General features: G+C 61.5%; 18 protein-coding genes and 1 riboswitch. Of the genes, 17 read left to right on the forward strand and 1 reads right to left on the reverse strand.

Features of this window, described 5'->3' with window-relative positions:
- The first annotated feature begins 97 nt into the window (after positions 1-97).
- The 7 genes from AC04PH_RS02240 to AC04PH_RS02270 all read left to right on the forward strand — a co-directional run bounded on the left by AC04PH_RS02240 (position 98) and on the right by AC04PH_RS02270 (position 7,634).
- Positions 98-1,099, forward strand: coding sequence for a LacI family DNA-binding transcriptional regulator (locus AC04PH_RS02240; RefSeq protein ID WP_483066130.1), 1,002 nt, complete (start codon positions 98-100; stop codon positions 1,097-1,099).
- A gap of 93 nt (positions 1,100-1,192) precedes the next feature.
- Positions 1,193-2,509, forward strand: a complete 1,317-nt coding sequence (locus tag AC04PH_RS02245) for an ABC transporter substrate-binding protein (protein WP_483064117.1) — start codon at positions 1,193-1,195, stop codon at positions 2,507-2,509.
- A 130-nt stretch (positions 2,510-2,639) separates the two neighbouring features.
- Positions 2,640-3,506 (forward strand): carbohydrate ABC transporter permease, encoded by an 867-nt coding sequence (locus AC04PH_RS02250; protein WP_483064118.1) that lies wholly within the window; start codon positions 2,640-2,642, stop codon positions 3,504-3,506.
- A 2-nt stretch (positions 3,507-3,508) separates the two neighbouring features.
- Positions 3,509-4,339 carry a carbohydrate ABC transporter permease gene (locus AC04PH_RS02255; protein ID WP_483064119.1) on the forward strand — a complete coding sequence of 277 codons (831 nt, stop codon included), beginning with the start codon at positions 3,509-3,511 and terminating at the stop codon, positions 4,337-4,339.
- A gap of 12 nt (positions 4,340-4,351) precedes the next feature.
- A complete protein-coding gene (locus AC04PH_RS02260; RefSeq protein ID WP_483064120.1) occupies positions 4,352-5,356 on the forward strand; it encodes an ABC transporter ATP-binding protein in 1,005 nt (334 codons plus the stop codon).
- Positions 5,353-6,126 carry an L-iditol 2-dehydrogenase gene (locus AC04PH_RS02265; RefSeq protein ID WP_483066131.1) on the forward strand — a complete coding sequence of 258 codons (774 nt, stop codon included), beginning with the start codon at positions 5,353-5,355 and terminating at the stop codon, positions 6,124-6,126. The genes AC04PH_RS02260 and AC04PH_RS02265 overlap by 4 nt, the downstream gene beginning before the upstream one ends.
- A gap of 29 nt (positions 6,127-6,155) precedes the next feature.
- The gene (locus AC04PH_RS02270) at positions 6,156-7,634 is read left to right on the forward strand and encodes a mannitol dehydrogenase family protein (RefSeq protein WP_483064121.1); all 1,479 of its coding nucleotides are present in this window, start codon (positions 6,156-6,158) and stop codon (positions 7,632-7,634) included.
- Between the two features lie 52 nt (positions 7,635-7,686).
- Here AC04PH_RS02270 and AC04PH_RS02275 read toward each other — a convergent pair whose 3' ends face one another.
- Entirely contained in the window at positions 7,687-8,865 is a 1,179-nt protein-coding gene (locus AC04PH_RS02275; protein WP_483064122.1) for a M24 family metallopeptidase, read from the reverse strand.
- Positions 8,866-9,115: 250 nt separating this feature from the next.
- On the opposite strand from AC04PH_RS02275, the gene ugpB reads away from it, so the two are divergent.
- The 10 genes from ugpB to AC04PH_RS02325 all read left to right on the forward strand — a co-directional run bounded on the left by ugpB (position 9,116) and on the right by AC04PH_RS02325 (position 21,338).
- Complete coding sequence (gene ugpB / locus AC04PH_RS02280) at positions 9,116-10,426, forward strand: sn-glycerol-3-phosphate ABC transporter substrate-binding protein UgpB (protein ID WP_483064123.1); 1,311 nt, start codon at positions 9,116-9,118, stop codon at positions 10,424-10,426.
- A gap of 58 nt (positions 10,427-10,484) precedes the next feature.
- On the forward strand, positions 10,485-11,366 hold the full coding sequence (gene ugpA, locus AC04PH_RS02285) for a sn-glycerol-3-phosphate ABC transporter permease UgpA (protein WP_483064124.1): 882 nt from the start codon (positions 10,485-10,487) through the stop codon (positions 11,364-11,366).
- A gap of 20 nt (positions 11,367-11,386) precedes the next feature.
- Positions 11,387-12,223, forward strand: coding sequence for a sn-glycerol-3-phosphate ABC transporter permease UgpE (gene ugpE / locus AC04PH_RS02290; RefSeq protein WP_483066132.1), 837 nt, complete (start codon positions 11,387-11,389; stop codon positions 12,221-12,223).
- A gap of 3 nt (positions 12,224-12,226) precedes the next feature.
- Complete coding sequence (gene ugpC, locus AC04PH_RS02295; RefSeq protein ID WP_483064125.1) at positions 12,227-13,276, forward strand: sn-glycerol-3-phosphate ABC transporter ATP-binding protein UgpC; 1,050 nt, start codon at positions 12,227-12,229, stop codon at positions 13,274-13,276.
- 56 nt (positions 13,277-13,332) lie between these two features.
- A riboswitch (glycine riboswitch) is annotated at positions 13,333-13,417 on the forward strand.
- 162 nt (positions 13,418-13,579) lie between these two features.
- The gene (gcvT, locus tag AC04PH_RS02300) at positions 13,580-14,701 is read left to right on the forward strand and encodes a glycine cleavage system aminomethyltransferase GcvT (RefSeq protein ID WP_483064126.1); all 1,122 of its coding nucleotides are present in this window, start codon (positions 13,580-13,582) and stop codon (positions 14,699-14,701) included.
- An 18-nt stretch (positions 14,702-14,719) separates the two neighbouring features.
- On the forward strand, positions 14,720-15,079 hold the full coding sequence (gene gcvH, locus AC04PH_RS02305; RefSeq protein WP_483064127.1) for a glycine cleavage system protein GcvH: 360 nt from the start codon (positions 14,720-14,722) through the stop codon (positions 15,077-15,079).
- 15 nt (positions 15,080-15,094) lie between these two features.
- Positions 15,095-17,938, forward strand: a complete 2,844-nt coding sequence (gene gcvP / locus AC04PH_RS02310; RefSeq protein WP_483064128.1) for an aminomethyl-transferring glycine dehydrogenase — start codon at positions 15,095-15,097, stop codon at positions 17,936-17,938.
- A gap of 140 nt (positions 17,939-18,078) precedes the next feature.
- The gene (locus tag AC04PH_RS02315) at positions 18,079-19,473 is read left to right on the forward strand and encodes an aspartate aminotransferase family protein (protein WP_483064129.1); all 1,395 of its coding nucleotides are present in this window, start codon (positions 18,079-18,081) and stop codon (positions 19,471-19,473) included.
- A 34-nt stretch (positions 19,474-19,507) separates the two neighbouring features.
- Positions 19,508-20,275: an SDR family NAD(P)-dependent oxidoreductase gene (locus AC04PH_RS02320; RefSeq protein WP_483064130.1), complete on the forward strand. Its 768-nt coding sequence runs from the start codon at positions 19,508-19,510 to the stop codon at positions 20,273-20,275.
- Between the two features lie 7 nt (positions 20,276-20,282).
- Positions 20,283-21,338, forward strand: a complete 1,056-nt coding sequence (locus AC04PH_RS02325) for a 3-carboxy-cis,cis-muconate cycloisomerase (protein ID WP_483064131.1) — start codon at positions 20,283-20,285, stop codon at positions 21,336-21,338.
- Positions 21,339-21,352: the final 14 nt, after the last annotated feature.

Below are 21,352 nucleotides of genomic sequence, written 5' to 3' on the forward strand. Positions count from 1 at the left end.
AATCCGGAATTAAAGTTTGCGCGCGGAAAGCAATCGTATAACATCTGCCTGCGAAATATTTGCGACGAAGGCGGGTCCCGTTTTGAAAATAAAGAACATGGAGGAATTCGCCGCCGTCAGCGGAATTTCGCGCCCCACGATCTCGAAATACTTCAACGCGCCCGAGAGCGTGCGCCCCAGAACCCGCGCGCAGATCGAACAGGCGTTGCAGGAACATGACTACCGTCCGAACATCTATGCGATGAACCAGAACCGGAAACTCACGAAGAACGTGGGTATCGTGGTGCCACTTTTGGTCGATCCGTATTTCGCAGAAATCGCCCGCAATCTGGAACAGCGGTGTATCGACGCTGGGTATCGTCCGACGTTGTTCAGTTCGCACGGTCGACCCGAGCACGAGGTCGAGGTGCTGGATAACCTGCGTTCGCTGAAACCCGCTGGCGTATTGCTCGCACCGCTGGGGCGCGCATCCGACCGCGATGCGCTGGAGAAGTTCTGCGAGGATGTGCCGACCCTGATCTTCGACAGCAGTGTCGAAGAGTTCGGGATCGCTTTCGTCGGGTCGGACAACGTGCAGTTCACCGCCCATATCACCGATTACCTTTGCCGCACGGGAGAGCCGCCGTGCTTTTTCGAGATGAAGACGCCGGCCAACCCAAATGCCCACCGCCGCAGGCAAAGCTATCTGAATGCGATGGCGACGTTCGGCTTTGAACCGCAGGTGATTTCCGTGGCAGGCGAGGGCTGGGCGTTCGAGGAAATCGGGCGCTTGGGAGGGCACGAAGCCCTGGAACACGGGCGGTTTTCGACCAACACGGTTCTTTGCAGCAACGATCGGCTGGCCATCGGGCTGCTGACGGCCTGCTATGAACGCGGGCTGCGGGTCGGACGCGGCGCGGACTGTGCGATTCGTGTCGCGGGACAGGACGGACATCCGCATTCGCGCTACACCTGTCCGCCGCTGACGACCATTTCGCACAACTACGATGCGGTCTCAAAAGCTGCGGCGGATACGCTGTTCGCGGGTATCGACGGACACGTAGCACCTTGGAAAAGCACAAGATTGGAAGGACGGCTCGTTTTAAGAGACTCCGCGTGACAGATGAAATTTTTACGCGCGTAAATTTTTGGTTGACGCCGCGTTGTCCTGTCAATAGTTTCGGCACATCACATCCAATAGGGAGGATACCGGATGTCTTTGAAGAGCACACTTCGTGCTGCAACCGCACTTTCGCTGATCACAGCAACCAGTGCATTTGCAGACGGCCACTCGGCAACGATCACCATCGCCACCGTGAACAACGGCGATATGATCCGTATGCAGGGCTATACCGATCAATTCACCGAAGAGACCGGCATCGCCGTCGAGTGGGTGACACTGGAAGAGAACACACTGCGCCAGCGTGTGACGACCGACATCACCACCAGCGGTGGCCAGTTCGACATCATGACCATCGGCATGTACGAAGCGCCGATCTGGGGTTCCAATGGCTGGCTCGTCCCGCTGGACGATCTGTCCGACGAATACGATGCTGCTGATATCCTGCCCGCGATGGCTGGTGGTCTGAGCCACGACGGCACGCTTTATGCGGCACCGTTCTATGGCGAAAGCTCGATGATCATGTACCGTACGGACCTGATGGAAGCTGCCGGCATGGAAATGCCTGAATCGCCTACATGGGAGTTCATCCGCGAAGCAGCGGCTGCCATGACCGATCGCGATAACGACATCAACGGTATCTGCCTGCGCGGCAAGGCCGGTTGGGGCGAGGGCGGTGCCTTCATCAACGCCATGGCCAACTCTTTCGGTGCCCGCGTCGTCGACGAAAACTGGAATGCGCAGCTGGACAGCGAAGCCTGGGCCAATACCCTGAACTTCTACAAAGGCATGATGGACGAAAGCGGACCGACCGGTTACGCCACCAACGGCTTCAACGAGAACCTGTCGCTGTTCAACCAGGGCAAGTGCGGCATGTGGATCGACGCCACCGTGGCTGCATCTTTCGTGACCAACCCCAACGACAGCGAAGTGGCTGACAGCGTTGGCTTCGCCCTTGCACCCAACACAGGCCTTGGCAAGAACGCCAACTGGCTCTGGGCATGGGCGCTGGCGATCCCTGCCGGCACACAGCAGGAAGCTGAAGCCAAGCAGTTCATCGAGTGGGCCACTTCCAAGGACTACATCGAGCTGGTTGCAGAGAACGAAGGCTGGGCCAACGTTCCTCCGGGTGCGCGTCAGTCTCTCTATGAGACTCCCGAGTATCAGGAAGTGCCATTCGCTCAGATGACCCTGGACTCGATCCTGTCGGCTGATCCGAACAACCCGACCGTGGACCCGGTTCCCTATACTGGTGTTCAGTTCATGGCGATCCCTGAGTTCGCTGGCTTCTGGACCGAAGTGAGCCAGGAATTCTCGGCCGCTTATGCAGGCCAGCAGACGGTCGAAGAGGCGCTTGCAAAGGGCCAGCAGATCGTGAACGAAGCTCTGGAAGGCGCAGGCTACCAGTAAGCCCGGCGCGTGAGTTATCGGGGGCGGCCACGGGTCGCCCCCGAATCCCTACTTTTTCACAATCAAACTCGTTATCCTGTCCCGACAGCGCTGAACAACGGCGACCTGTCAACGGAGGAGATGCATCCCGATGGCTACCAAAGCTTCCCGATCCGCGGCCCGGCTGATGATGGCCCCGGCAGTAGTCCTGCTTCTGGGCTGGATGCTGGTCCCCCTGATAATGACCTTGTGGTTCTCGTTCCGCACCTATCTTCCGCTGCGCGGCGGCGACCAGGGCTGGACAGGTTTTGACAACTACGTCCGGTTCGTGACGTCGAGTTCTTTCTGGCCCGCCATTCTGACGACCCTGACCATCGTCATCAGCGTTCTGGTGATCACCGTCGTTCTGGGTGTGCTGCTGGCGCTGCTGCTGGATCGGCCCATGTGGGGGCAAGGCGTTGTCCGCATTCTGGTCATTGCACCTTTCTTCGTAATGCCGACCGTGTCCGCACTGGTCTGGAAAAATATGTTCATGGATCCCGTGAACGGATTGTTCGCGCACCTCTGGCGCTTTTTCGGCGCCGCGCCAGTCAGTTGGCTTTCGGACGCGGCGATGCCGGCCTTGATCCTGATCATCAGCTGGCAATGGCTGCCCTTTGCGACCCTGATCCTGCTGACGGCGATCCAGTCGCTCGACAGCGAGCAGCTCGAAGCCGCAGAGATGGACGGCGCACCGACGCTCAAGCGCTTCTTCTACATCATTCTGCCGCATCTGAGCCGCGCGATCACGATCGTGATCCTGATCCAGACGATTTTCCTTCTGGCAGTCTTTGCCGAGATTTTCGTGACGACCGGCGGTGCGTTCGGAACGCGGACGCTGTCCTACCTGATCTTCCAGCGCGTGCTGGAAAGCCAGAATATCGGTCTCGGCTCCGCCGGTGGTGTCTATGCCATCATCCTTGCAAACATCGTCGCGATTTTCCTGATGCGAATCGTCGGCAAGAATCTGGATAACTGATCATGGCACGTGCAGTCACATCCCGCCGCAAGCTGGTGAATACGGCCTTTGCCTGGGCTATCGGTTTGCTGATCTTCTTTCCGATCCTCTGGACGATCCTGACGTCGTTCAAGACCGAGGGGCAGGCCATCGCCAGCCCGCCGATCTTTCTCAACTTCGACTGGACGCTGGAAAACTACAGCGTCGTGATGGAGCGATCGAACTACGCGCGCTTCCTTTGGAACTCGATCATCATCGCAGGTGGTTCCACCATCCTCGGTCTGATCGTCGCAGTGCCTGCCGCCTGGTCGATGGCCTTCGTGCCGTCGCGCCGGACCAAGGATATCCTGCTGTGGATGCTGTCGACGAAGATGCTGCCCGCCGTCGGTGTTCTTTATCCGATCTACCTTTTGTTCATCAAAATGGGGCTTTTGGACAGCCGGGCCGGTCTTGTCATCGTGATGATGCTGATCAACCTGCCGATCATTGTCTGGATGCTTTATACCTACTTCCGCGAAATCCCGGTCGAGATTCTGGAAGCCGCCAGGATGGATGGCGCAACGCTCAGGGATGAGGTTCTGTATATCCTTACGCCGATGGCGATCCCCGGTATCGCATCCACGATGCTGCTCAATTTCATTCTGGCCTGGAACGAGGCGTTCTGGACGCTGAACCTCACGGCGGTGAATGCGGCACCTCTGACGGCTTTCATCGCGAGTTATTCGTCGCCCGAAGGTCTGTTCTTCGCGAAACTCAGCGCAGCCTCGACGATGGCTATCGCGCCGATCCTCATCCTTGGCTGGTTCAGCCAGAAGCAACTCGTCCGCGGCCTGACATTCGGCGCGGTGAAATAAGGAACCTGACCCATGGGACAGATTGAACTCAAGAAGGTGACCAAGAGCTTCGGTGACGTGCAGGTCATCCCGCCGCTGGACCTCACCATTCACGATGGCGAATTCACGGTCTTCGTCGGCCCGTCGGGCTGTGGCAAGTCCACGTTGCTGCGCCTGATCGCGGGTCTGGAAGACATCACCTCCGGTCTGATCGAAATCGACGGCAAGGACGCGACCAATCTTGTGCCGGCCAAGCGTGGTCTGGCGATGGTGTTTCAGTCCTATGCGCTCTATCCGCATATGTCGGTGCGCAAGAACATCGCCTTCCCGCTGCGGATGGCCAAGATGGACAAGTCCGAAATCGACCGGCGCGTCGAAGGCGCAGCATCGGTTCTGAACCTGACCGATTATCTGGATCGCCGCCCCGGGCAGTTGTCTGGTGGACAGCGCCAGCGGGTTGCCATCGGGCGCGCGATCGTGCGCGAACCTGCAGCGTTTTTGTTCGACGAACCCCTCTCGAACCTCGATGCGGCGCTCCGCGTCGGTATGCGGCTGGAAATTTCCGAACTGCACAAGCGGCTTGAAACCACGATGATTTACGTGACCCACGATCAGGTCGAGGCGATGACGATGGCCGACAAGATCGTGGTGCTGCAGGCCGGGGTGATCGAGCAGGTCGGTTCTCCGCTGGAGCTTTATCGCACCCCGCGCAACGTCTTTGTCGCGGGCTTTATCGGCTCTCCGAAAATGAACATTTTCGGTGGCGAGGAAGCGGCAAAGCATGGTGCAGACACCATCGGCATTCGCCCCGAACATATCGATGTGGTGGCCGATGGCGGTGTCTGGAAGGGCACTGTCGGTGTGGCCGAACACCTTGGCTCCGACACGTTTTTCCATATCCATGACACCGGGTTGGCCGAAACGATCACCGTACGTTCGATCGGCGACGTGAGCCTCAAGCACGGCGACACGATCCACCTGAACCCGCGTGTCGATGAAATCCACAAGTTCGGCAAAGACGGGTTGCGGATCGGCTGATGCAGCTGTCTGGCAAAACCGCGCTGATTACCGGGGCTGCCCGTGGCATAGGTCTGGCATTTGCAAAGGCTTACGTGGCCGAGGGTGCGCGTGTCGCGCTGGCCGACATCGACATTGACCGCGCGCGCGAGGCTGCGGATGCGCTGGGCGATGCGGCGGTTGCGGTTCGCATGGACGTGTCCGATCAGGACAGCATCGACGCCGCCGTGACCGAGGCTGAGGACAGACTTGGCCGGATCGACATTCTGATCAACAATGCGGCGATTTTCACGGCCGCGCCGTTGGTCGAGGTGGATCGCGCGGACTATGAGCGTGTTTTCGGCATTAACGTCGCGGGCACGCTGTTCACGATGCAGGCCGTTGCGCGCCACATGATCGACCGCAAGATCAAGGGCCGCATCATCAACATGGCCAGTCAGGCCGGGCGTCGCGGCGAGGCGCTGGTATCTGTCTATTGTGCCAGCAAGGCGGCTGTCATCAGCCTGACGCAGTCCGCCGGGCTGAACCTGATCGCCCATGGCATCAACGTTAACGCCATCGCCCCCGGTGTCGTCGACGGTGAACACTGGGACGGTGTCGATGCATTTTTCGCCAGATACGAAAAGAAAAAACCCGGCGAAAAGAAGAAAGAGGTCGCGGCGGCTGTGCCATACGGGCGCATGGGCACCGCTGACGATCTGACCGGGATGGCGGTGTTTCTGGCATCCGATGCGGCGGACTATATCGTCGCGCAGACCTATAACGTCGATGGCGGGAACTGGATGAGTTGATGCGCACCCGGTCATCAGAGGAGGCGCCCATGAAGCTGTGCAACGCAAATCTGTCGCAGTTACCCGAAGGCACGCCGGGGCCGGTCTATGACCGCGCTGCCCTGACCCCGGGTATCGTTCACATCGGGTTGGGCAATTTTCACCGGGCACATCAGGCGTGGTATCTGCACAGCCTGATGCAACAGGGGCTTGCACTTGACTGGGCTATCATCGGCGCCGGTGTGCGCGCCGGCGACGCGGCCATGCGCGACCGGCTGCTGGCGCAGGATTGTCTGACCACGCTGATCGAACTTGACCCCAAGGGCACATCGGCCGAAGTCACCGGCCCGATGATCGACTTTCTGCCGGTGGAAGATGCCAACGGCGCACTGATCCGCGCCATGTCGGACCCGGCAATCCGCATCGTCGCGCTGACGGTGACCGAGGGCGGCTATTATCGCAATGCGGACGGGCAACTGGACCTGCATCATCCGGATATCGCGCATGACGCCGCCAACCCCGACAGCCCGCGCACGGCTTTTGGTGCAATGGTCGCGGCCTACAAGGCGCGCCGTGCCGCAGGTGTCGTTCCGTTTACCGGACAATGTTGCGATAACCTGCAACATAACGGCGACGTTCTGCGCCAGACCGTCGTCGGCCTTGCACGTCAAAGCGATACCGATCTGGCGGAGTGGATCGCCGAACATGCGACCTTCCCCAATGCCATGGTCGATTGCATCGTCCCCGCGACAGGCGAGGCCGAACTGGCGCTGGTGCGGGAACTGGGGATCGAGGATGCGGCACCCGTGACGCACGAGAATTTTCGCCAATGGGTGATCGAGGATGCGTTCTGCGCCGGTCGCCCCCCGTGGGAGAAGGTCGGCGCGACGCTGACCGACAATGTGCACCCCTTCGAGGCCATGAAGATCCGCATGCTGAACGCAGGGCATCAGGTGCTGGCCAACGCGGGAGAGCTGTTGGGTCTGCCGACGATTGCCGCCTGCATGGCACATCCGGGCCTCGCCACGTTTTTCCGCAAGGTCGAAACCGATGCTATCGCGCCCTATGTCGATGCCGTTCCGGGCATGACGCAGGATCAATATCTTGATTTGATCGTGCGGCGTTTCGCGAACCCTAAAATTCATGACACCACCCGCCGCGTCGCCTTTGACGGATCGTCGCGTCATCCCGGATTCGTGCTGCCGATCCTGCGCGAAGCACTGGCTGCGGGCGGAGACATCAGCGGTCTTGCCCTGACAGAGGCGCTCTGGGCGCGGATGTGCGCGGGAACCCGCGAGGACGGCAGCGCCATCGCCGCGAACGACCCGATCTGGGATCAGCTGAACGCAGCGGCCCTCGCCGCCCGCACCTCGCCCGCGGCCTGGCTGGCACAGGAATCGATCTATGGTGATCTGGCGCATGATGCGCGTTTCGGTGACGAGTTCGCACATTGGCTTGACCGGGTGTGGGCCGACGGATGCGAGCAGACGCTCGCCGCTTATTGCAAACTGCCCGATCCGGTTGCCTGACATACACGCCGGCGCGGGCAGTGCGTGATATTGCTGTAGCCGTTGACGTTTCTTAACCGTCGATGACCGGCAGTTCAGGCGGCGCACGCCGCGTCAAAAGCTCTGCACGACCCAGTCGCACGACGATATTTTCCTCGTGCACCATCATCAGACCGTGGCCGTAGGAAAGCGACGGTTCGATCGTCAGCACCATGCTGTCGCAAAGCGCCGTGTCGTCGAATGGAGCGAGTGAGGGCTGTTCGGTCAGTTGCATCCCCAGACCGTGCCCCAGCCGCCCGACATCGCCGCCGCCGGGGTCCACCTCGGCGATGATCTGCGACATTGCGGCGGCAACGTCACGGCAGGTATTTCCGGGCACGGCTGCGGCGATGCCCGCCTCGGTCGCGCGATACAGAACATCATATGCGCGACGGGCCGGATCGTCCGCACGACCGATGGCCCAATTCCGGTCGAAATCGCAGAAATACCCGTCCCAGGTGCACCCGGTGTCGAGCATCAGAACATCGCCTTTGCGCAGCGGCTGCGCCGTGGGCGGGGATATCACATCGGCATACCCGCCCTGATCGGCACCGCCCACCAGATAGGGTACATCATCCGCACCGCAGTCGAGCGCGGCGCGGCGAAAGGAGCGAAATACCTCGTCCAGCGGTTGACCGGTCGAAATGAGGTCGGGCACCCGGGCAAACGTATCTGAACCGATGGCACAGATATGTCGCAGCTTTGCGATCTCAGCCTCGGACTTGACCATGCGCAGGCGCTGGATCATCGCCGTCGCATCGGCGATCTGCAATCCGGGCAGCGCCGCCATCAGAGGCTCCCAGTCGCCCAGCGGCATGCGCAACGTCGTCTCGTGGCCCTTCATCACGCCGATAGAGGCACCGGATGCGGCAAGCGGGGCCAACAGGTCGGTCAGCAATGTGATGCCATCGTCCTGCGGTGCCGGCGCGGCCCATGTGCGGATGTCGTCGATCCATGTGCGGGCCATCAAAGCAGCGCCGATTTCCGGGATGATCGCGATGGGCTTGCCGGTCGCCGGGACGAAGACGAACCATGGTCGTGTCGGGCTTTGCCAGAACAGCGTATGAAAGCCTGTGAAATACCGCACGTCGGCTTCGCTCATCAGCAGGATACCGGACAATCCCGCGTCCGCCATGCGGGCCTGCACTGACTGGGTACGCGCTTGATATTCGGCGTGGTCAAAGCCACGCGGCGGTGCGATCGGTGTGGTCAAGGCATGCTCACTCGGACGGGTGTTCTGGCACCGTTTGTATCGCGCGCGCCGCATGACCGGTCAATGTCGCTGAAACCTTCCTGACCCACGGTGCCGTCAGTCAGGCGCGTCCACAGGCCATTTCGGATCACTTGATTTGTATCCGACCGCATGTCACGCTCCTGTGATCTGACGGCGCTATCCGCAGCGCAGTTTCATTTTGAAACCTCAGATCAACAGAACAGCGCCGCTGCGGCGCATGGGAGGAATGATGAAAAATTCGATGATTGCAGGGCTGGCGCTGGCCGGTACGATCCTGACGCCGCTTGCGGCCACCGCACAGACCGAAGTGCAGTTCTGGCACGCCTTCACCGGCCGTCTGGGTGAGCTGGTCGCCGCTCAGGTAGAGGATTTCAACGCAAGCCAGGACGCATACACCGTCGTCGCCAGCCACAAGGGCAACTACTCCGAAACGCTGAACGCGGGCATTGCCGCGTTCCGGGCGGATGAACAGCCGCATATCCTGATGGTGTTCGAGGTCGGCACAGCCACGATGATGGCCGCCCCCGGTGCGACGCGCCCGGTGTACGAGGTCATGGCCGAGAGCGGTGCGGAGTTTGACCCCGATGCCTACATCGGTGCGGTGAAGGGATATTACACGACGACCGACGGCCAGATGCTGTCGCTTCCCTTCAACTCGTCCACGCCCGTACTTTGGGTCAACCGCGACGCGATGGAGGCTGCCGGTGTCGACCCCGATACCGATCTGTCCACCTGGCAGAACGTGGGCGAGGTGCTGACGCAACTGCAGGAGGGCGGCGAGGATTGCCCGCTGGTCACCGCGTGGCAAAGCTGGATCCACCTGGAAAATTTCTCGGCCTACCATGACGTGCCGTTTGCATCGCAGGAGAATGGCTTTGCAGGTCTGGACACCGAATTGATGCTGAACGGCGAGGCGCAGGTCGCGCATCTGACCGCGATGGGTGAATGGGCGCAGGACGGCAAGTTCATCTACACCGGTCGTCGCAACGAGGGCGGCGCCAACTTCCGGTCCGGTGAGTGCGCGCTCTTTACCGAAAGCTCTGCCGGGTATGCCGGGATCAAGGCCGAGGCCGATTTCGATTTCGATGTACGCCCGCTCCCCTATTGGGAAGGCGTGGGCAACAGCCCGCAAAACACCATCATCGGCGGGGCGTCGCTTTGGGTGATGTCCGGGCATGAGGAAGAGGAATACAAGGGCGTGGGTGAATTCCTGGCTTACCTGTCCTCGACTCCGGTGCAGGCGCAGTGGCACCAGGACACCGGCTATCTGCCGATCACCGCTGCCGCGGGTGAAGCCACACGCGAGTCCGGTTTCTATGAAGAGAACCCCGGCACCGATGTTGCTGTGACACAGATGACCGCGAACGAACCGACCGCGAATTCGAAGGGTCTGCGTCTGGGATCGTTTGACCAGATCCGCGGAATCATCGACGAAGAGCTCGAGGCGATCTGGGCCGGCGACAAGACCGCGCAAGAGGCGATGGACAGCGCCAAGGAGCGCGGCGACGCGCTGCTGCGCCGGTTCGAATCCGCCAACTAGGCGATTACTCAAGGGGCGTGCCACGCGGTGCGCCCCTTTTGCCTGACGGGGGACTGTATTGGAAAAGCGCGTCACATTTCGCGGATGGCTACTGCCGCTGATCCTAATCGCGCCGCAGGTCATCATCTCGGCCGTGTTTTTCTTCTATCCGGCCGGGCAGGCAATCTGGCAATCCCTTTTCATCCCCGACCCGTTCGGCCTGTCGATGCAGTGGGTCGGGCTGGGCAATTTCGAATTCCTGCTGTCCGACAGGTTCTATCGTGCGTCTTTCGTCACGACGGCGGTGTTCTCGATCCTCGTGACGTTGTGTTCGATGATTCCGGCACTGTTTCTGGCTGTCATGGCAGACCGGCTGATCAAGGGGTCGGGCGTATATCGCACTATGCTGATCTGGCCCTATGCCGTCGCCCCTGCCGTGGCGGGCGTGCTGTGGCTGTTCATGTTCAACACCCGCGTCGGCGTGGTGTCATGGTATCTGGGACAACTGGGGTACGACTGGAACCATGTGCTGAACGGGAACGAGGCGATGGGCCTTGTCGTCGTGGCCTCCGCCTGGGGGCGGATCAGCTACAACTTTTTGTTCTTCTTCGCCGCGTTGCAGGCGGTGCCGAAATCGGTGATCGAGGCCGCCGCCATCGACGGCGCACATTTCTGGCGGAGGTTCTGGACGATCGTTCTTCCGTTGCTGTCGCCGACGACATTCTTCCTGCTGGTCGTGAACATCGTCTATGCGTTCTTCGAAACCTTCGGCGTGATCCACACGATCACTGCGGGCGGTCCGCAACAGACGACGACGATCCTGGTCTACAAGGTCTTTTCGGACGGTTTCGTCGGGCAGGATCTTGGGTCGTCCGCCGCGCAGTCGGTGATCCTGTTGATCGTCGTGGGTCTGCTGACGGTGATACAGTTCAAATTCATCGAAAAGCGGGTGCATTACTGATGGCGCGTGAAATCCACGGCATGGTCGAAAAGCGTGGCGCGGGCCTTTGGCTGACGCATGTTTTCATGATCTTCGGCGTGCTGGTGATCTTCTTTCCGATCTGGCTGGCTTTCGTCGCATCGACCGTGACGCAGGCCGACATCATCCGCCCGCCGATGCCGGTCTGGCCCGGCGACCAGTTCCTCGAAAACTACCGCAGGGCGCTGTTTTCGGGCATCAACGTGCCGGTGGCGACGATGCTGTTCAATAGCATGGTCATGGCGATCGGGATCGCGGTGGGCAAGATCGTCATCTCGCTACTGTCGGCCTTTGCCATCGTCTACTTCCGGTTCCCGGGCAAGATGGTGTTCTTCTGGATGATCTTCCTGACGCTGATGCTCCCGGTCGAGGTGCGGATCGTCCCGACCTATGAGGTCGTCGCGGGGTTCGGGATGCTGAATTCCTACTCCGGCCTGATTTTCCCGCTGATCGCGTCCGCCACGGCGACCTTCCTGTTCCGCCAGTTCTTCCTGACCATACCAGACGAATTGGCAGAGGCGGCCCGCGTCGACGGCGCGCGTCCGATGCGGTTTTTCTGGGATATCGTCGTCCCGATGAGCCGTACGAACATCGCTGCCCTTTTCGTGATCCTGTTCATCTACGGATGGAACCAATATCTCTGGCCGCTGCTGATCACTACCGACCCGGAGATGAACACCATCGTCATGGGCATCAAGCAGATGTTCCCGTCCGGCGATGACTTTGCCCATTGGCCCACGATCATGGCGACCTCCATCCTCGCGATGATCCCGCCGGTGATCGTCGTGGTATCCATGCAGCGCCTGTTCGTGCGCGGCCTTGTCGATAGCGAGAAATAACCGATGGCCACCGTCACCCTGAAAGACATCAAAAAGAGCTTTGGCGCGACGGACGTGATCCACGGCATCGACGCGGACATCGCCGACGGCGAATTCATCGTGATCGTCGGCCCGTCGGGCTGCGGCAAATCCACCCTTTTGCGCATGGTGGCTGGGCTGGAAACCGTCTCTGCGGGCGAGGTGCTGATCGGTGGCCAGCGCGCCAACGACAAGGAACCGATGGACCGCGACATCGCCATGGTGTTCCAGAATTACGCGCTTTATCCGCATATGTCGGTGCGCCAGAACATGGGCTACGGCCTCAAGATCGCGGGTCTGCCGAAGGCCGAGATCAATCAAAAGGTCGAGGCGGCGGCTGATTTGCTGCAACTCAGCCCATTGCTGGATCGCAAGCCGCGGCAACTGTCCGGCGGCCAGCGACAGCGGGTCGCGATGGGCCGCGCTATCGTGCGCGAACCTGCGGTGTTTCTCTTCGACGAACCACTCTCGAACCTTGACGCGAAACTGCGGGTGCAGATGCGGCTTGAGATCAAGGAACTCCAGTCGAAGCTGGGGATCACCGCGCTTTACGTCACCCACGATCAGGTCGAGGCAATGACCATGGCTGACCGCATGATCGTGATGAACGGCGGGATCGCCGAACAGATCGGTACCCCGCTGGAGGTTTACGAAACGCCGCGCACACTGTTCGCCGCACAGTTCATCGGCAGCCCTGCGATGAATATCGTCGACGCGCGGATCGTGGACAATACGATCATGCTGGGTGACGCGAAAGTCGGTCCGTTCGATGCGCCCGACGGGCCGGTTAAACTTGGCGTCAGGCCCGAGCACATGGAGCGGGATGCAGCGGGTCCGATCCGCTTGCGGGTGCAACTGACGGAACCGCTGGGCGCGAACACGCTATTCCATGGAAAGCTGGCCGAAACGGACGCCCCCTTTACCGTCAGCCTGCAAGGCGTGCACGCATTTTCGGACACGGAAATGCGCTTTGCCGTGACACCGGGCCTTGCCCATGTCTTTGACCCGAAGACCGGCCTGCGCCTGATCCGCTGACAGCTTGTGCAAGAATCATCTTGCCTGCCGCGGCGGAAACGGGCAGGTTGCGCGTCAAATCATCGTCGGGAGAACCAGTTCACTGGTGCCGAAGGAGCAACCGCCCCGGAAACTCTCAGGCCAAGGGACCGACGTTGAGACGAACACTCTGGAGAGTGGCACAGGATATGTGCCCGCCGAAGGGATAGCAATCTCAGGCGCAAGGACAGAGGGGGCATCACCCGTGCAGGCCGTGCCTGCGCAGACGCTGTGGTGCCGCTGGAACATAGAAATTCCGGTTGGTCGAGATACAAAGGGGCTGAAATGTCTGACCTTCTGAAAACGCCGTTGCACGACCTGCATGTCGCGCTTGGCGCGAAAATGGTACCGTTCGCCGGGTATGCCATGCCGGTTCAGTTCCCGATGGGTGTCATGCAGGAGCATCTGCATACCCGCGAAAAGGCGGGTCTTTTCGATGTCAGTCACATGGGTCAGGTGATCGTCAGGGGCGACGACTATGCACAGGTCGCCCGTGCGTTGGAGACCCTGATCCCCGTCGATATCCTCGGCCTTGCCGAAGACCGGCAGCGATATGGCTTTTTCACCAACGATCAAGGCGGTATTCTCGATGATCTGATGCTGGCCAATCGCGGCGACCACGTTTTCGTCGTCGTCAACGCAGCCTGCAAGGCGCAGGACATCGCCCACATGCGGGCCAATCTGCCCGGCGTCACCGTCACCGAGATTACTGACCGTGCCTTGCTGGCGCTGCAGGGTCCGAAGGCCAACAAGGTGCTTTCTGCACTTGATACCCGCGCTGGGCAAATGCGTTTCATGGATGTCGCGACCCTGTCGTTGGACGGCGTGGACTGCTGGGTGTCCCGTTCCGGCTATACCGGCGAAGACGGTTTCGAAATTTCGGTGCCTGCCGACCATGCGGTCGCTCTCGCCCAAACGTTGCTGGCGGATGAAGACGTGGCCCCCATCGGTCTTGGCGCGCGCGACAGCCTGCGACTGGAGGCGGGCCTGTGCCTCTACGGACATGACATCGACGCGAATACCACGCCGGTCGCCGCCGCGCTGACCTGGGCCATCCAGAAAGTGCGCCGCGCTGGTGGGGACCGCGCGGGCGGCTTTCCCGGTGCTGACGTCATCCTGAACGAACTCGTCGATGGCCCGACCCGCCGCCGTGTCGGCCTGCGCCCCGATGGGCGCGCGCCGATGCGCGAAGGTGTTGCGCTTTTCGCTGACGAAGACGGCGCCACACCCATCGGCACCATCACCTCCGGCGGTTTCGGCCCCTCCGTTGGCGGCCCTGTTGCCATGGGATATCTTCCGCTGGACCATGCTGCCGTTGATACGACAGTCTATGGCGAGTTGCGCGGCAAGCGCCTGCCGCTGCGGGTGACCGCCCTGCCTTTCCTGCCCGCCAACTTCAAACGCTAACTAGCAAGGACCCAAAAAATGAAATTCACCGAAGAACACGAATGGCTGCGCGAAGAAGACGATGTCGTCGTCGTCGGCATCACGGAGCATGCGACAACACAGTTGGGCGACATCGTCTTTGTCGAACTGCCCGAGGTCGGCACGACTGTCACGAAGGACGAAGAGGTTGTCGTGATCGAAAGCGTCAAGGCGGCGTCTGACATCATGGCCCCCATCGACGGCGAGATTGTCGAGGTAAACGAGGCGCTGGCCGAAAACCCTGCACTCGCCAACGAAGATGCCATCGGTGACGGCTGGTTCTTCAAGATCAAGCCCGCCGACCCGTCCCAGATGGACGGCCTGATGGACGAAGCCGCCTACAAAGCCATGATCGCCTGAGCACCGGAGCCTGCCATGACCTTCACCCCCACTGACTACCTTCCCTATGATTTCGCCAACCGGCGGCATATCGGCCCGTCGCCTTCTGAAATGGCGCAGATGCTGGAAACCGTGGGGGCGAAGGATCTGGATGCGCTGATCGACGACACGCTGCCCGCCAAGATCCGGCAGAAGGAACCGCTCGATTTCGGCAAACCGATGTCGGAGCGCGAGTTGCTGCACCACATGAAGGGCGTGGCGGGCAAGAACAAGGTGCTCGTGTCCCTCATCGGGCAGGGGTATCACGGCACCGTCACCCCGCCTGCGATCCAGCGCAACATTCTGGAAAATCCGGCTTGGTACACGGCCTATACCCCCTACCAGCCGGAAATCTCTCAGGGCCGGTTGGAGGCGCTGCTGAACTTCCAGACGATGGTGTCCGACCTGACCGGTCTTGAAATCGCCAACGCCTCGCTACTGGACGAATCCACCGCCTGCGCCGAGGCGATGACCATGGCGCAGCGGGTCTCCAAATCGAAAGTGAAGGGCTTTTTCATCGACGAGAACTGCCATCCACAGAACATCGCCGTGATGAAAACCCGCGCCGCCCCGCTGGGGATCGAGGTGACGGTCGGCAACCCTGACGATCTGGACGCCGACAGTGTATTCGGCGCGATCTTCCAGTTTCCCGGCACCCACGGCCACCTGCGCGATTTCACGCCCGAAATCGAAAAGCTGCACGTGGCAAACGCCATCGGTATCGTCGCCGCCGACCCGTTGTCGCTCTGCCTGCTCAAGGAGCCGGGCGCGATGGGCGCCGACATTGCAGTGGGCAGCACCCAGCGTTTTGGCGTGCCTGTGGGCTATGGTGGCCCACATGCAGCCTATATGGCGACCAAGCAGAGCTATGCCCGCAATATGCCGGGCCGCATCGTCGGTGTGTCCATCGACAGCCATGGCAATCGCGCCTATCGTCTGTCGCTCCAGACCCGCGAACAGCACATCCGCCGCGAAAAGGCGACGTCGAACGTCTGCACCGCGCAGGCGCTGCTGGCCGTCATGGCGGGTTTTTATGCCGTATTCCACGGGCCGGACGGACTGCGTGCAATCGCGCAGCGCATCCACCGCAAGACGGCGCGCTTGGTCGAGGGGTTGAAGGACGGCGGCTATGACGTTCGCCCGGCGACCTTCTTCGACACGATCACGGTGGACGTCGGCGACAAGCAAAAAGCGGTCATGGACAAGGCCGTGTCCGAAGGGATCAACCTGCGCAAGGTGGGCGATACCAAGGTCGGTGTTACGCTCGACGAGCGCACACGGTCCGATACGATAGAGGCCGTCTGGGCTGCTTTCGGGATCGACCGCGAGGACAAGGACTACACCCCGCATTACAACATGCCGGAAAAGCTGATCCGCACATCGGAATACCTGACCCACCCGGTGTTCCATATGAACCGGGCAGAGACGGAAATGATGCGCTACATGCGTCGTCTGGCCGACCGTGATCTGGCGCTGGACCGCGCGATGATCCCGCTGGGATCCTGCACGATGAAGCTGAATTCGGCGGCCGAGATGATGCCGGTGACGTGGGACGAGTTTTCCCTGCTGCACCCTTACATCCCCCGCGATCAGGCGGCGGGGTATTTGGAGATGATTGACGATCTGTCGGCGAAGCTCTGCGATGTGACAGGCTACGACGCGATCTCGATGCAGCCGAATTCTGGCGCGCAGGGCGAGTATGCAGGGTTGCTGTCCATCGCGGGCTATCACCGCGCCAACGGTGACGATCACCGCAATATCTGTCTGATCCCGATGTCGGCGCACGGTACAAACCCGGCATCGGCGCAGATGGTGGGCTGGAAGGTCGTGCCGATCAAATCCGACGCCAACGGCGATATCGACGTGGCCGATTTCCGCGCCAAGGCCGAACAGCACGCCGACAACCTCGCGGGCTGCATGATCACCTATCCGTCGACCCACGGCGTGTTCGAGGAAACGGTGATCGAGGTCTGCAAGATCACCCACGAACACGGCGGGCAGGTCTATATCGACGGCGCGAACATGAACGCGATGGTCGGCCTCTCCCGCCCCGGCGATCTGGGCGGCGACGTCAGCCACCTGAACCTGCACAAGACCTTCTGCATCCCGCACGGCGGCGGTGGCCCCGGCATGGGGCCGATCGGTGTCAAGGAACACCTGATCCCGCATCTGCCCGGCGATCCGACGACAGGCGAGGGCGCGGTATCCGCCGCCGCCTTTGGCTCTCCGTCGCTACTCCCGATCTCCTGGGCCTATTGCCTGATGATGGGTGGCGAAGGGCTGACGCAAGCCACCCGTGTGGCGATCCTGAACGCAAACTACATCGCGAAACGGCTCGAAGGATCCTTCGATGTGCTCTACAAAGGCCCGTCCGGTCGTGTCGCGCACGAGTGCATCATTGACACACGGCCCTTTGCCGATTCCGCGCATGTCACGGTCGACGACATCGCAAAGCGCCTCGTCGACTGCGGCTTCCACGCGCCCACGATGAGCTGGCCTGTTGCCGGCACCCTGATGATCGAGCCGACGGAATCGGAGACCAAGGCAGAGCTTGATCGATTCTGCGACGCGATGATCGCGATCCGTGCCGAGATACGCCAGATCGAGGACGGCAAGATCGACGCCGAAAACAATCCGCTCAAGAATGCGCCGCATACAATGGAGGACCTCGTGAAAGAGTGGGACAGACCCTATTCGCGCGAGGAAGGCTGCTTCCCTCCCGGTGCTTTCCGTGTCGACAAATACTGGCCGCCCGTCAACCGGGTCGACAACGTCTGGGGCGACCGCAACCTGACCTGCACCTGCCCGCCGATGGAAGACTACGCCGAAGCTGCAGAGTAAAGGACAATGCGACCGGTGGGCTGAAATCCACCGGTCGTTTTCCTTTCTGCCCATGCAAAGCCGATTGAGCCTGCGCAGGCTCGACGATATGCTGGTTTATGCGGAACACCACCGCACCAACCCCCTTGCAGGAGGCCCCGATGCCGCGCTCCAACCATCCGCCCACCGCCGAGCTTCAGGCGATGGACGCCGCCCACCACATGCATCCATTTTCCGATGGGGCGGAACTTGCCGAAAAAGGCGTGCGGGTGATGAAATCGGCGCAGGGCGTCACCCTGACCGATACCGAGGGTAACACATATATCGACGCCATGTCCGGCCTGTGGTGCGTGAACATCGGTTACGGGCGCACCGAACTGGCCGATGTCGCTGCGCGCCAGATGGCGGAACTGCCGTTCTACAACACATTCTTCCAGACCAGCCATGTGCCGGTGATCAAGCTGTCGGCAAAACTCGCCGAACTGGCACCCGGCGACCTCAACCACGTTTTCTACGCCGGGTCCGGTTCGGAAGCAAACGACACCAACATCCGTCTCGTGCGCCACTACTGGGCGACCAAGGGGAAGCCCGACAAGAAGGTCATCATCAGCCGCAAGAACGCCTACCACGGCTCCACCATGGGCGGGGGTAGCCTTGGCGGCATGACCGGGATGCACGAACAGGGGGGAATGCCGATCCCCGACATCACCCATATTGATCAGCCGCACTGGTACGACGAAGGCGGCGATATGGACCGCGACGCCTTCGGGCTGGAGCGCGCGCGCCAGTTGGAAGCGAAGATCGCCGAACTCGGCGAAGACAAGATCGCCGCATTTATCGCCGAGCCGATCCAGGGCGCGGGCGGTATCGTTTTTCCACCCGACAGCTATTGGCCGGAGATCAAACGGATCTGCGACGCCCACGACATTCTGCTGATCGCGGACGAGGTGATCTGCGGCTTCGGGCGCACCGGCCATTGGTTCGGCTCTCAGGCGGTGGGCATCCAGCCGCACATCATGACTGTGGCCAAGGGCCTGTCGTCCGGCTACATCCCCATCGGCGCATCCATCGTCTGTGACGAGATTGCGCAGACCGTCGCACAGGCGGGCGATTTCAATCACGGCTACACCTATTCCGGCCATCCCGTCGCGGCCGCCGTTGCGCTGGAAAACCTGAGGATCATCCAAGAAGAAGGCCTGGTCGACCGGGTGCGTGACGATATCGGCCCCTATCTCACCGACCGCTGGGCGACGCTTGCCGATCACCCGCTGGTGGGCGAGGCGCGCAGCCGCGGGCTGCTTGCCACCATCGCGCTGACGCCCGACAAATCCACCCGCGCCGCATTCGCAGGCGAGGGCGGGCAGGTCGGCTTGATGTGCCGCGAACACTGCTTTGCCAACGGCCTCGTGATGCGCCACGTCGGCGACCGTATGATTATCGCGCCGCCGTTGGTCATCACGCGGGAGGAGGTCGATCTGATCATCGCGCGTGCGACCATCGCGCTCGACAAGACGCTCGCCGATATCGAGGCGAAGGGACTGAACCGCGCCGCCTGAGACAGGGAAACGCGCACCGGAAAGGAACGCGGTAATGGAGATATGGAAAGACCGGGTCGCGGTGATAACCGGCGGCGCATCCGGGCTGGGGGCCACGACTGCCCGTGCGCTCGCCGACGCAGGCCTGCGGGTGGCTATACTCGACCGGGACGAAGCTGGCGGCAAAGCCACCGCCGAAGCCACAGGTGGAATCTTATGCCCCGTCGATGTGGTCGACCCAGACAGCGTCACCAGCGCGCTGGAGGACGTCGTAACGCGGCTTGGCACGCCCGCTATTCTCGTCAACTGCGCCGGCATCGCCCCCGCAGGCAAAACAGTGTCGCGCGGTGCCCCGCATGACCCCGAGATGTTTGCGAAAACGATTCAGATCAACCTGATCGGCAGTTTCATCTGCGCCAGTCAGGCCGCTGCCCTGATGGTGGCGGCCGACCCGTTGGATGACGACGGCACCCGGGGCGTCATTATCAATACCGCCTCTGTCGCGGCATTCGACGGGCAGGTCGGGCAAGCCGCCTATGCCGCATCGAAGGGCGGTATCGTCGGCATGACGTTACCCATGGCCCGTGATCTGGCGGACAAGGGCGTGCGCGTCTGCGCAATCGCGCCGGGTTTGTTTCTGACGCCGATGCTGGAGGGGTTACCGGAGGATGTGCAGGCGTCGCTCGGCGCACAGGTCCCGTTTCCGTCGCGTCTGGGACGGCCTGCGGAATATGCGAAACTGGTCTGCCATATCCTCGACAACCCGATGCTGAACGGCGAGGTGATCCGCCTCGACGGGGCCATTCGCATGGCCCCCAGATGATCCGCACATGAGCGGCCCACTGCTCCGAAACGGCCTCTGGGGCGATCTATTCGCTGATGCAAGTGTCGCGGCGGCGTTCTCCGCGCCGACCGTGCTGTCGCACATGCTTGCGTTCGAGGCGGCCTGGACACAGGCGCTGATCGAGACCGGGTCAGTGACCCCGGAAAATGGCACCGCAGCCTTGCAGGCGATGGCCGTGGCGCAACTCGACCCGACTGTTTTGGCGCGGGGCAGCGAACGGGACGGGCTGCCGGTGCCCACCCTCGTGAAGCAGCTGCGCGATGGTCTGCCGCCGGACGTGCAGGCCGCAATCCATACCGGTGCCACCAGCCAGGATGTGATCGACACGGCGATGGTCCTTTGCCTGCGGATCTGTCTCCAAGGCTTTCTGACCGCACTCGATCGCATCGCCGCGCAACTGGATGAACTGACCACACGTTTCGGCGCACGGTCCATGATGGGCCGCACCCGGATGCAGGCTGCCCTACCGATCAGCGTAGGCCATCGTCTGGGTCAGTGGCAGTCTCCTATTAGCGGATTGCATCAGGCGTGCCAGCAGCAGCGCGACGCGATTAGCACAGTGCAGATCGGCGGGCCGGTCGGCATGCGCGACGCGCACATCGAAGCGTTGCTCCCGCACGTCGCCAACGCGCTGGGCCTCGCCGCAGGTCCGGTCTGGCATACTGACCGGACGCGGATCGTCGACACGGGCCACTTGATCGCGAAAATCACAGGTCACTGTGGCAAGATCGGCGCGGATATCGCGCTCATGGCGCAGCAGGGCATTGACGAGATCGCTTTGACCGGTAGCGGCGGATCCTCCGCCATGCCCCACAAACAAAATCCGATCCTTGCCGAAACGCTCGTGACGCTGGCCCGACATGCCGCCGGTCAGCAGGCGGTGCTTGCGCAGGCGCTTATCCACGAGCAGGAACGGTCGGGCACAGCCTGGGCACTCGAATGGATGGTCCTGCCACAAATGGCGGAAACCTGCGGCGCGGCACTGCGCCATTGCGCGACCTTGCTGGACCAGATTAGCTCCATGGGCGGCGCCCCGGCGTGATTGTCATTTTACAG

The organism is Yoonia sp. KMU-150 (assembly GCF_056858355.1).

Bases quoted from the DNA above. Each gene is read 5' to 3' on its own strand.
- AC04PH_RS02240 (WP_483066130.1), top strand. From the start codon at position 98: ATGGAGGAATTCGCCGCCGTCAGCGGAATTTCGCGCCCCACGATCTCG.
- AC04PH_RS02245 (WP_483064117.1), top strand. From the start codon at position 1,193: ATGTCTTTGAAGAGCACACTTCGTGCTGCAACCGCACTTTCGCTGATC.
- AC04PH_RS02250 (WP_483064118.1), top strand. From the start codon at position 2,640: ATGGCTACCAAAGCTTCCCGATCCGCGGCCCGGCTGATGATGGCCCCG.
- AC04PH_RS02255 (WP_483064119.1), top strand. From the start codon at position 3,509: ATGGCACGTGCAGTCACATCCCGCCGCAAGCTGGTGAATACGGCCTTT.
- AC04PH_RS02260 (WP_483064120.1), top strand. From the start codon at position 4,352: ATGGGACAGATTGAACTCAAGAAGGTGACCAAGAGCTTCGGTGACGTG.
- AC04PH_RS02270 (WP_483064121.1), top strand. From the start codon at position 6,156: ATGAAGCTGTGCAACGCAAATCTGTCGCAGTTACCCGAAGGCACGCCG.
- ugpB (WP_483064123.1), top strand. From the start codon at position 9,116: ATGAAAAATTCGATGATTGCAGGGCTGGCGCTGGCCGGTACGATCCTG.
- ugpE (WP_483066132.1), top strand. From the start codon at position 11,387: ATGGTCGAAAAGCGTGGCGCGGGCCTTTGGCTGACGCATGTTTTCATG.
- ugpC (WP_483064125.1), top strand. From the start codon at position 12,227: ATGGCCACCGTCACCCTGAAAGACATCAAAAAGAGCTTTGGCGCGACG.
- gcvT (WP_483064126.1), top strand. From the start codon at position 13,580: ATGTCTGACCTTCTGAAAACGCCGTTGCACGACCTGCATGTCGCGCTT.
- gcvH (WP_483064127.1), top strand. From the start codon at position 14,720: ATGAAATTCACCGAAGAACACGAATGGCTGCGCGAAGAAGACGATGTC.
- gcvP (WP_483064128.1), top strand. From the start codon at position 15,095: ATGACCTTCACCCCCACTGACTACCTTCCCTATGATTTCGCCAACCGG.
- AC04PH_RS02315 (WP_483064129.1), top strand. From the start codon at position 18,079: ATGCCGCGCTCCAACCATCCGCCCACCGCCGAGCTTCAGGCGATGGAC.
- AC04PH_RS02320 (WP_483064130.1), top strand. From the start codon at position 19,508: ATGGAGATATGGAAAGACCGGGTCGCGGTGATAACCGGCGGCGCATCC.
- AC04PH_RS02325 (WP_483064131.1), top strand. From the start codon at position 20,283: ATGAGCGGCCCACTGCTCCGAAACGGCCTCTGGGGCGATCTATTCGCT.